At 43.3% G+C, this 10025-nt stretch carries 11 protein-coding genes and 1 pseudogene; 1 reads left to right on the top strand and 11 read right to left on the bottom strand.

The window, feature by feature from the left end:
• Nucleotides 1-401: 401 nt before the first annotated feature.
• Together BV372_RS08605 and pip are read right to left on the bottom strand one after the other, a co-directional pair.
• Complete coding sequence (locus BV372_RS08605; RefSeq protein WP_143845035.1) at nt 402-782, bottom strand: hypothetical protein; 381 nt, start codon at nt 780-782, stop codon at nt 402-404.
• Between the two features lie 85 nt (nt 783-867).
• Nucleotides 868-1815 (bottom strand): prolyl aminopeptidase, encoded by a 948-nt coding sequence (gene pip / locus BV372_RS08610; protein ID WP_086685866.1) that lies wholly within the window; start codon nt 1813-1815, stop codon nt 868-870.
• A 451-nt stretch (nt 1816-2266) separates the two neighbouring features.
• Between pip and BV372_RS36100 the strand changes: the two genes are divergently transcribed.
• Nucleotides 2267-2479 carry a hypothetical protein gene (locus tag BV372_RS36100; RefSeq protein ID WP_179198016.1) on the top strand — a complete coding sequence of 71 codons (213 nt, stop codon included), beginning with the start codon at nt 2267-2269 and terminating at the stop codon, nt 2477-2479.
• 50 nt (nt 2480-2529) lie between these two features.
• Here the strand turns inward: BV372_RS36100 and BV372_RS08620 are convergent, their stop codons facing one another.
• The 9 genes and pseudogenes from BV372_RS08620 to BV372_RS08660 all read right to left on the bottom strand — a co-directional run.
• Complete coding sequence (locus tag BV372_RS08620) at nt 2530-3810, bottom strand: S41 family peptidase (protein ID WP_086685868.1); 1281 nt, start codon at nt 3808-3810, stop codon at nt 2530-2532.
• Nucleotides 3811-4149: 339 nt separating this feature from the next.
• Nucleotides 4150-4695 (bottom strand): alpha/beta hydrolase, encoded by a 546-nt coding sequence (locus BV372_RS08625; RefSeq protein ID WP_086685869.1) that lies wholly within the window; start codon nt 4693-4695, stop codon nt 4150-4152.
• A 242-nt stretch (nt 4696-4937) separates the two neighbouring features.
• The gene (gene rppA, locus BV372_RS08630; protein WP_086685878.1) at nt 4938-5636 is read right to left on the bottom strand and encodes a two-component system response regulator RppA; all 699 of its coding nucleotides are present in this window, start codon (nt 5634-5636) and stop codon (nt 4938-4940) included.
• Nucleotides 5637-5933: 297 nt separating this feature from the next.
• Nucleotides 5934-6422, bottom strand: a complete 489-nt coding sequence (locus BV372_RS08635; protein ID WP_086685871.1) for a cupin domain-containing protein — start codon at nt 6420-6422, stop codon at nt 5934-5936.
• 247 nt (nt 6423-6669) lie between these two features.
• The gene (locus BV372_RS37055) at nt 6670-7074 is read right to left on the bottom strand and encodes an alpha/beta hydrolase (protein ID WP_218776696.1); all 405 of its coding nucleotides are present in this window, start codon (nt 7072-7074) and stop codon (nt 6670-6672) included.
• Nucleotides 7075-7572: 498 nt separating this feature from the next.
• Complete coding sequence (locus tag BV372_RS08645) at nt 7573-8568, bottom strand: alpha/beta hydrolase (protein WP_086685873.1); 996 nt, start codon at nt 8566-8568, stop codon at nt 7573-7575.
• 42 nt (nt 8569-8610) lie between these two features.
• Entirely contained in the window at nt 8611-8883 is a 273-nt protein-coding gene (locus tag BV372_RS08650; protein WP_086685874.1) for a dienelactone hydrolase family protein, read from the bottom strand.
• A gap of 92 nt (nt 8884-8975) precedes the next feature.
• Nucleotides 8976-9806 (bottom strand): oxidoreductase, encoded by an 831-nt coding sequence (locus BV372_RS08655; protein ID WP_086685876.1) that lies wholly within the window; start codon nt 9804-9806, stop codon nt 8976-8978.
• Nucleotides 9807-9827: 21 nt separating this feature from the next.
• Nucleotides 9828-10025: pseudogene (locus BV372_RS08660) on the bottom strand (hypothetical protein); the annotation flags it as partial.

Consider the following 10025-nt stretch of genomic DNA (forward strand, 5'->3'; position numbering starts at 1 on the left):
AAATAATCTGACAAATAAGCATGATTTCCCATGTATACCAAGCTTTTTGAGATTTTCTCATGTAAATTTAGCATACTAGGTACTGAAGAACCTAAATTGTTGACCATCTTGATGCCTAAGATTGAATACCAAGCTCGTTTTTTATCTCCTGAATCCTTGCATTTTCAAGCCTTTTAGGGAATGAAACAGCCCTGCCTTTTTAAGGGGAGCCACTGCGTTGGGGAGACACTGCGTTGGACGGGTTTCCCGGCTTGAAGCAAGTGTCGTCGGGTTCCCCGACTTGAAGCAAGTGGCGTGGATTTAGGGGGATCTAAAAGTATTTAATACATCACCCAGGGCTTTTAAAACATCCTCTTAGCTTTGAGCACTAAATCAAGGAATTTGGATTTTATACTTAATGCTTAAATTCCATCAACTTTTTTTGGTGCAAGATGTAAGTAGTAGCGCAAGAATTCAAGAAAATTATGCGGTATGGGTCTTGGATAATTAGAAAATTCTCCACTAGTTACAATAAACCCAATAATAAATGTGATTACAACCCCTAACACCCCAATGCCGACTGATGCCTGTTTTTTCATTCTCCAATGCTGCGCCAATTTGGACATTATGTATCCACTGGCGGTAAATAAAACAAACATGATCGGTGCCACAAAGAAAATCAGACTTAACAAATTTGCCGATGCATTAATGCCAATTTCATAGTAATTCCAGTAAGAACCAATTAAGTGAATAAAAAAAAGTGTCGTTGGAATAGAAATAACAATATAAAAGCCTAAATTCATAAAAAAAGTTGCTTCTAGTAAATAACCTATACCCCTTGAACACTGTTTACAAGTAACTTCACTTTCTCTATCTGCTTTGCTTTTGTTACAAGCTAGCAAATTGATCTGTAGCTGCAATCAAAGCACTGCGAATCCCTGGCTCACTCATCGAGTGTCCCGCATCAGGTACAACTACAAATTTGGCTTCTGGCCAAGCGCAGTGTAATTCCCAAGCTGATACCATTGGGCAAACAACATCATAACGTCCTTGTACAATTACTGCTGGAATGTGGCGAATGCAGTGAATATTTAGCAGCAATTGATCTTCTGGTTCAAAAAAACCTCGATTGATAAAGTAATGACATTCAATGCGAGCAAAAGCCGAAGCAAACTCATTCTCGCCAAACTTTTGCATCAGTTCAAAGTCTGGAAATAATTTACTGGTACTAGCTTCCCAAACTGACCAAGCACGAGCAGCTTCTAATCTAATTTGGATATCTGGACTAGTTAAACGTCGGTAATAAGCACAAAGCAGATCATCACGTTCATCTACCGGAATTGGTTTGAGATATTCTGCCCAAGTATCAGGAAAGATATAGCTTGCACCTTCTTGATAAAACCAACGCAATTCTTTTTGTCTGAGCATGAAAATGCCGCGCAAAATTAAGCCTATGCAACGAGAGGGATGTGTTTGACTGTAAGCTAATGATAAAGTACTTCCCCAACTACCACCAAAGACTACCCACTTCTCGATACCTAAATGCTGACGTAGTTTTTCAATATCGTTAACTAAATCCCAAGTCGTATTTTCGTTCAATTCAGCATGGGGTGTACTTTGACCGCAACCACGTTGATCAAACATCACTAAACGCCATTTTTCTGGGTCGAAGTATTGCCGATAAACAGGAAGATAACCACCACCAGGTCCCCCATGAAGCAATACAATCGGCTTGCCATCTGGGTTGCCAGACTCTTCAAAATGAATTGTGTGGAGGTTAGAAACTTGTAAACTACCTTCGCGGTAGGGTTCGATAGGTGGGTAAAGTTCTTGCATTCTCGTTATTTTTCAAGCAATGATAATGTATTTGTACTTTAGCGAGCAATAACATTCAATGAATTCATAAACTGTGTTGAACTGCTGAGGGATGGAAACAATTGCTCTTGGATTTACCCCGTAAGGCATTAATTGGTCTTGTCCTTTGAAAATAAGCGATCGCACAGCGAAATGTTAGCTTGAAAACTATAGCAATCCGATTTGATTACTGAAATTATTTACTTAGGGAGGGAACAGGGAACGGGGAACAGGGAACAGGGAAGAAGGAATAAAATTGTACTGAGTTTTTTTCAAAAATCAAATATGAGTCCTATAGAGTTTGACGGCATAACAATAATTACAACAAGCTAGCGAGCATGAAATATTTAGAGGCAAAAGTAACATTAGTTACAAGAGCCACACGGGGTATTGGCAAAGGAATTGCTATTGGACTTGGTGAAGCAGGTGCGCAGTGTACGTTACAGGGCGCAGCCTCAAAAACTCTGATTCCAACGATCGGGCATCGGGTAGTCTTAACGAAACCAAATCAGCAGTTGAGGAAGTTGGTGATATGTGCATTCCCATCCAAGTAGACCACACTGACGATCAACAGGTGAGTTTGCTTTTTGAACGCCAGTTGCTACAACGGGGGAAACTCCCTACCCTTCTCCTGCGGAGACGCTAGCCGCCCAACGCACTGGCTCCTTTTGACTTCCAAGGCAGCGGTACTACGGGCTATTTTAATGTCCGTAGCACAGTTTCTATAGCTCTATCTTTTTGCGGATCTGCTCCTTGAGCAAATTCTAAAGAGAATGGAACGTTAATATCTGGTGTCACTCCCTTGCCTTCTAACCTTTGATTACCGTTAAGGAAAACATTGGTGACTGCTACATAAAGCAGACTCCCATCCTGCATGATAAACGGACGACCAGCAACTACTGCCCCCGCAGTTTTAGTTCCAATAACTGGCCCAATCTGACTTTGCTGAAAGCTGAACGCCAGAATTTCTTTACTGCTGCGGCTTCCTTCATTGACTACCATCACCACAGGTTTTTTCCATTGATAGTTATAAGTGTATCGCCTGTTATTGCGTTGAACATTAGTGACGGTTGGACCTTGTTTGGCAGTAAAGATGTTGAGATAACTAATATCTCCGCCTCCCCATCCATCTCTGAGATCCAAAACTAACCCGTCTGCGTTTTTCAAGCGACCATAGATGAGTTCATCCTGAAGTTGTTGCTGGTATGGGTCAGCTGCATTTGACCAAATATGAATATAGCCAACTTTCTTTTGTTCGCGTTCAACGATCTCAACACTTGCTGTTTGAGCTGCCAAAAACATTGTGCTGGCATCTAGTACTTTCGGCACAACTTCAATTTCTTGCCGACTGCTAGATGAGGGCGATCGCTGTATCAATATCTTGACTGCTTGACCTGCTTTGCCAGCGAAAGAGCGAATTGGGTGATATTCATTACCATCAACACCAACAATTTGGTCTCCTACCTTTAAGCCAGCTTTAGCAGCAGGACTGTCATCGAGAATAGAACTAGCAAAGGTCTTGCCATTGATATTTTTAGTAACTAAGCCAATACCAGTGTATTCAATTTTGCCTGTGGGAAAAAACTGTTTTAATTGCTTTTGTAACTCACTACTCATAGGCTGAAAAATTCCTAAAAGCTGGTAGTAAGCAGGCTCATTTTGAGTATAGAAGCGTGTATGAGAAGTTTGCAGTTCCGAGAGCATCTGATTGATCGTAGTAGCGACATCTTCGCTCGACTGAGCCTGCTTAATTAAAGGTTGATATTTTTCCTTGACGGCTTTCCAATTAACTCCGTTAAATTTCGAGTCGTAAAAATTATCGTTGACCGTTTGCCAAACTTGCGTAAAAATTTGAGCTTCCGGTTTTGCTAGTATTGGCAGCAATGGCGAACTCAACCACAGCATTAACAAAACACAAATACTCAAAAGGAAGGCTACAGCTAAACGTCTTAAGTAAGGGAGTCGAAATGTTTGCATCTGATTTTGACTCTTGAATCAGCGAGATCACAGCAACTGATGAAAATTCCTTGTTATTAGTTCCGCTAGTAAATTTAGCGATCGCACGGTTGAGTTTGCTCGCTATCGCTAATGCTTGCTGCATTCGATGCTAGAAAAATTTCACTTTCCGCCTCTGCGAGAATGTTATGCATTAAGTCTACGTCCGGGTTTACATTTTACCAAAACCATTCCAAAAAAAGCTGTAGATTATTTATGGCAAATGTAAAAATTTTAACGTGTGGAGAATACTTTGGCAGACGCTCAAATTAGTTGTATGAGCTTGTTAACTGAACCATATTGCTAGCTCGACATCTAATTTTAAGATGTAGGAATATGCATAACCATTTGTAGTTTTTCTGCGAGAATGTATAGTTGGTTATAAGTCTGGGCAAGACGATCGCCTTCAACAATAACTTCTGTTGCTGGATAGTTTTGAATAATTTCAATCAATGAAATTTTATTATCTTTATTAGCAGATAAAACAATAGCTGAACGCAAAGCCTGTCGATTTGCCTGACCAGAGCGAGTACTAATTGACTGACCAATTCGATCCAATAGAAATTCACCAATTCGGTTATTTAGTAAGCGATCTAAAATAACAGGATTGGCGTTTACCTCTTGTGCCAAGATTCGCCGAACTTTTTCTGGGTCTTGACGAGCCTGATTAAAGTAGAAATTTAGGCTAGATGAAACTTCTCCAGTTTTGGCAAGCTTTGCTAATTCATCAACTGATACAGATGGACGAAAAATATTGTATTTAAGCACAACCTTTTCGGCAGCGATCGCACTGTTACTGTAAAGTAGGACGGCAATACTTGCTATTATAAAAAAAGTGCCTTGTAATTGAAAAATAAACAATTTCATTGCTTTAGCCTTTTAATATAGAAAGTCTATAAACTTTAAATAATAAGATTTTTATGTGTACTGCTCAAGCTTTATATTAATTGTAATCATCTTAAGGTAATTTTTATTATTAAACCTCCCTCAAAGGTTAGATAGCAAAGGAAAATATATTTTTTTAACTAGGGAAAAATTGTCCAAAAAAAAGCTATCAACAGTGTTTTGAAATTATTCGTTATATGTAAAGATAAATAAGGAGAATACATCTATTCATCAGGGCGTAAGTTAACATTTTTAGGAACGTCGAAGCGATAACCCATACCATAAACATTTTCTACCCAATCTTTAGCTCCAACTGTTTGCAGGCGTTGTCGCAGTCGCCGTACTAATGTTGTTACAGCGTTACTTTCTGGTTCTGCTCCCCATCCCCAAAGAGCTTGTTCAATTTGATTATGAGATAAAACTTGACGTGGGTGACGCATCAAATATTCCATCAACTGAAACTCGCGACCAGATAGTTGAACTGTTACCTGATTTCGCTCAATTGTCAGGTTGTTGAGGTTGAGATGTAAATCTTCTAAGCTAAGAATGTCTCCCTGCCAAAATGGGGAACGTCTTGCTAAGGCTCTTACTCTAGCCAGTAATTCCATTACATCTATTGGTTTGACTAAATAATCATCTGCACCCGCATCCAAACCTGTCACTTTATCTGAGGTAGTGTCCTTGGCGGTAAGTATCAACACCGGAGAAGTTTTCCCAGCCTGTCGATATTCCTGGCAAAGTTGAACTCCGCTCACATGAGGCAGCATCCAGTCTAAGATGAGCAAGTCATAATCTTTTTGAGATAAAAGCCATTGGGCAGTTTCGCCATCTTCTATAGCATCAACAATATGTCCGGCTTTTGATAGTGCAGCTCGCAATGGTTCCAATTGGGCGGGGTCGTCTTCCACCAGTAAAATCAACATAGAGCGATCGCTGTTTTTTTTCTTGATCGTAAGCTGTTTTAAGGTGAGTTCGACGGCGGCTAAATTTAAGGTATCGGTTGTAGGTGCACGACCGACTGCTACAAGCAAATGCCTTCCCTGGAGACTCATCTCACGATCAGCGACCAGCGCTGGTGCAAGTGTTTTACCCGCTTTACCACCACCGATAATAATATCTTCGTAGTATTCAGTGTCCATTTACACATCCTTTAAGTGGTTTCGGTTGCTTGCGGCACATTGAGCCTGGGTACTTGCGAACTGTTGGCGATCGCATTATTGTTACTCAGATGGTGGAGGGATAATCTCGATACCGTACTTAGGGGCAGTAGTAAGAATTTTGTTCAGGTCTTCAGAACTCAACGATGCGACCGGGGTAATCTGACCATTCACTGCCTTTCCAACTTCGGCAATAAATTTCTCAAAGCCAGCAGGAGTAACCCAAACCAGGATTTTAGCGGGTGTAGCAGTCGTATTCGTAAATCGGTGAAGTTGACCTTTAGGCGAATGAAGGAAAGTTCCAGCCGTTGCCACGAGAGTACGATCGTCAAGCTGAAATTCTATCTCTCCGTCTTGAACATAGAATGATTCATTTTCTCGGGTGTGCCGATGGGGCGGCGTACCGCCACTAGGTGCAACAATTACCTCACAAAGGGCATAAGCTTCCCCAGTTTCTTCACCAATTGCTTTGAAGGTATAAAGGTCTTGACCAAAGTAGTAAGAACGACCTTCACCTGATTGAACAACAAGTCCGCTTTGATCAATTGTCATTGCAACTATGCTCCTTTTTTAGTTAATCAAAAGTTGTTGATGTTGAGATGTAAATGACTTTCCAAACAAATTAGGACTACTTCATAGCAGCAGTTGCAGCCGCTTCGATGAGTTTGGTAACTTCTTTTGGATGAGAGATAAAGGCCACATGGCTGGCTTTGATCTCGGTTGTCTTGGCACCAATGCGTTTTGCCATAAATCGCTGAAGCTCAGGGTTGATGGCTCGTAGACGCGCAGCGGCTTGTCGTCAGACATCGTTTTGAGTTACGAGATACCAGGAAGGAATTGTCTTCCAAGCTATGTCATTCACTGATTGGTCAAACGCTGCGCTGGCGATCGGCTTTTGTGTTGCTGCCATCACCCGCGCCTCAGCCTTCGACACGTCCTGGGCAAAAAGATCGTGAAACTTCTCACGATCGATATAGAGAAAGTTTGCCGCATCAGGCACAATTGCCGTGCTGATTGGAGGTGCTTTGTATCTGCCATTTAACTGGCTAGTCGTTTCGCCTGAATCCGGTGCGAAAGCATTGAGATAAACTAGAGCTTTTACTTGCGGGTTGCCAGCCGCCGCACCCGTGATCACGTTTCCACCGTAAGAATGTCCAACTACAACAACAGAACCCTTCTGAGCATCAATCACACGCTTAGTCATTGCAACATCTTCTGCAAGTGAGGAGAGCGGATTCTACACAGCGGTCACTGTATAGCCATCTTGTTCCAAAAGTGGAATGACGTGTTGCCATGATGTACCGTCAGCGAAGGCACCATGAACAAGAACAATTGAGGGTTTAGAGTTGATTCTTTGGGATAATTCCTTTGAAATGGCTACTTCTGGACGCATCAATACAATAACCAAAACGCTGAATGCGAGTAGCAACAGCAAAAACCTTTGAAATTTCTTTAATGTAAAAACTAGCACTTCTTTACCTTTGTATTTATGCTGAACTGATTGAGTTGAGCTAGTGAACAAGCCCGGAGCAAAGTACTCGAATCGCTGCTTGAGTGCGATCGCGAATTTTTGAACCCAAACGAAGCCAATTACTGCAAAAACATCTATGTATTGGATAAGTCAGAGCAGTCTCAAGCCCGCGATCGCCAAAACCTGACAAGAACGAGGATTAATTGCAGGCAGTAAAAGAAACGGTTGTTTCTATTGCAGATATTTCTTCAGTTCAGCGGCTGCGTGGACAAAAAGAGAACGGGTTGCTGGAGTCTCGGCTAAACCATTCAGCAGCCCGAAGTCATGAATCATGCCGTTGTAACGCACGGTTGTTACTTTTACCCCTGCTTCATCTAGCTTGCGTCCATAGGCTTCACCTTCATCACGCAATATATCGCTTTCTGCGACCTGAATTAACGCCGGAGGCAATCCTTTCAGTTGCTCAACATTAGCCTGTAAGGGAGAGGCATATATTTCTTTGCGTTTTTCCAGGTCAGTCGTATAGAGGTCATACATCCACTTCATCAAAGGTGTGGTCAGGAAACGTTTCTCGCCAAATTGGTGATAAGAATCCGTTTCAAAATCAGCATCTACGATCGGCCACATCAGAATTTGCAACTTAATATGCGGGCCCCCTTTCGCTTTCGCCATCAAAGTGGTTACAGTCGTCATGTTACCGCCGACACTGTTGCCAACGACTGCCAGATTTTTGCCATCAACCCCAATCTCCTCACCATGCTCGCCAACCCATTTGGTAGCGGCATATATCTCATTGACAGCCTGCGGATACTGAGCATCTGGAGTGCGAGTGTAGTTGACAAAGACAGCCGCAAAACCTGAAAGCACGACGAGATCGCGAACCATGCGCTTGTGTGTTGGATAATCGCCCAGCACCCAACCACCGCCATGAATAAAGATGAAGACAGGCAATATACCTTTGACCCCTTCAGGTCGCACGATGTTGAGCGTAATCGGATAACCGTCAGCGGTAATCGTCTTCTCAGACTCCTCAATGCCTGAAAGATCGACTTTAACGGCAGCCTGTGCATCCACGAGTACTTGGCGCGCTTCAAGTGGAGTTAATGTCTCTAAAGGCACATCACTTGAATTCAGTAATTTCAAAAATGCCTTCACTTCTCTGGAAAGACGCGGATCATCTGCAACTTCCAAAACTTTCACCGCTTGTGAGTTTTCTTGAGCAACCATCACGTTCTCCTTTTGTTGATGAATAGTAAACAATCTGTTATTTCAAACTTTGACACCACTGCCTAAATGCTGTTTCAAAAACGCTAACGTGCGATCGCGCGCTAATTCCGCGGCTTCTTTGCGATAAGCGGAATTACCCATGCGACTAAACCCGTGACTCACTCCTTCATAGCGATAGATTGTTACCAGGGGGTTGTCTTTCAGTCCTTGGTGAATGGTCGCTTGAGCACTTGGTGACACATACTCGTCATTTGCACTCATATGCAATATCAGCGGTTTCTGAATCTTTGTCGCCTCTGCTAAATTCTTGTCAATTTCAACACCTCAAGTCCTCGGTAGGATGTAATGTCGGCACCGAGAGCTTGAAAGCATTCATTCGCTATCTTTCCTTCACCCTCCTGCGCCCACTATCTGTAATCAGTAGATGCAGCCAGAGCGCGCCATTGTGCCATTTCTTGCTCGACGTAAGCGTTTTTCTCAGCAATGGCTTTAAGGGTGTCTGTACCGAGAGGCAACCGTAGAGGTGGAGTATCAGCATTAGCGAGCTGAAGCATCGCTTGGGCAAGCTTGGTGGGATCTCCCGGTTGTTGATAGCTTAGGTCAGAGGCGATTTTACGAACTTTACCGACCGTGTCCGCGTAATCCGGGATTTCCATTGCAGTGCGCTGAAGCGAGCTGCCATCGAGAAAATTGGTCCGGAAGTATCCCGGCTCAACAACAGTCGCATGGATGCCCAGAGGAGCTAACTCATCATGCAGAGCTTCGGTAATGCCTTCAACCGCAAACTTGGTTGAGGAGTAGATGCCCCACCCTGGAGTGGAGCGATAGCCCCCAATTGACGATAGGTTAATAATGTGTCCAGAGCGGCGCTGACGCATACTGGGCAATACGGCACGGGTCATATTCAACAGCCCGAAGACATTCGTGCGATAGACCCGCTCAACCTCTTCTGCACTGGTTTCTTCGATGCCGCCCAGTAAACCGAATCCCGCATTGTTGACTAACACATCGATCTGCCCAAAGCGTTCCAGTCCTACTGCAACTGCCGCTTGCACCTGAGCCTCGTCGGTAATATCCAGGCTGAGCGCCAACACATTTGGGTTCGACTCAAATTGATGCAGATCGGTCTTTTTACGGGCGGTCGCAATTAATTGGTCCCCTGCTGCCAAAACGGCTTTCGCGATTTCGGCTCCAATTCCACGGGAAGCACCTGTAATAAACCATGTTTTCTGAGTCATCTGTCGATCTCCTTTATTGCCTTATCCTTTCATTGTCTCCTCAATGGATATCTGCGGTGGCGGTGGCGCATTCAACCATTGAGCAAAAGCAGGAAGCCAATCGCGCACCTGCAAGGGTCGATCATCGGTAATCAGATAAACGCCAGTATTTCCCCGCTCTGCTGCTGCAACCCTTCGCAAGTAATTGGGCGAGTAGCGGACGCCCGATCGCTCCTGTTG

The sequence above is a fragment of the Nostoc sp. T09 genome, assembly GCF_002154695.1.
GTDB lineage: Bacteria > Cyanobacteriota > Cyanobacteriia > Cyanobacteriales > Nostocaceae > Aulosira.

Bases quoted from the DNA above. Each gene is read 5' to 3' on its own strand.
- pip (WP_086685866.1), bottom strand. From the start codon at position 1,815: ATGCAAGAACTTTACCCACCTATCGAACCCTACCGCGAAGGTAGTTTA.
- BV372_RS08625 (WP_086685869.1), bottom strand. From the start codon at position 4,695: ATGAAATTGTTTATTTTTCAATTACAAGGCACTTTTTTTATAATAGCA.
- BV372_RS37055 (WP_218776696.1), bottom strand. From the start codon at position 7,074: ATGACTAAGCGTGTGATTGATGCTCAGAAGGGTTCTGTTGTTGTAGTT.
- BV372_RS08645 (WP_086685873.1), bottom strand. From the start codon at position 8,568: ATGGTTGCTCAAGAAAACTCACAAGCGGTGAAAGTTTTGGAAGTTGCA.
- BV372_RS08655 (WP_086685876.1), bottom strand. From the start codon at position 9,806: ATGACTCAGAAAACATGGTTTATTACAGGTGCTTCCCGTGGAATTGGA.
- rppA (WP_086685878.1), bottom strand. From the start codon at position 5,636: ATGTTGATTTTACTGGTGGAAGACGACCCCGCCCAATTGGAACCATTG.
- BV372_RS08605 (WP_143845035.1), bottom strand. From the start codon at position 782: ATGAATTTAGGCTTTTATATTGTTATTTCTATTCCAACGACACTTTTT.
- BV372_RS08620 (WP_086685868.1), bottom strand. From the start codon at position 3,810: ATGCAAACATTTCGACTCCCTTACTTAAGACGTTTAGCTGTAGCCTTC.
- BV372_RS08635 (WP_086685871.1), bottom strand. From the start codon at position 6,422: ATGACAATTGATCAAAGCGGACTTGTTGTTCAATCAGGTGAAGGTCGT.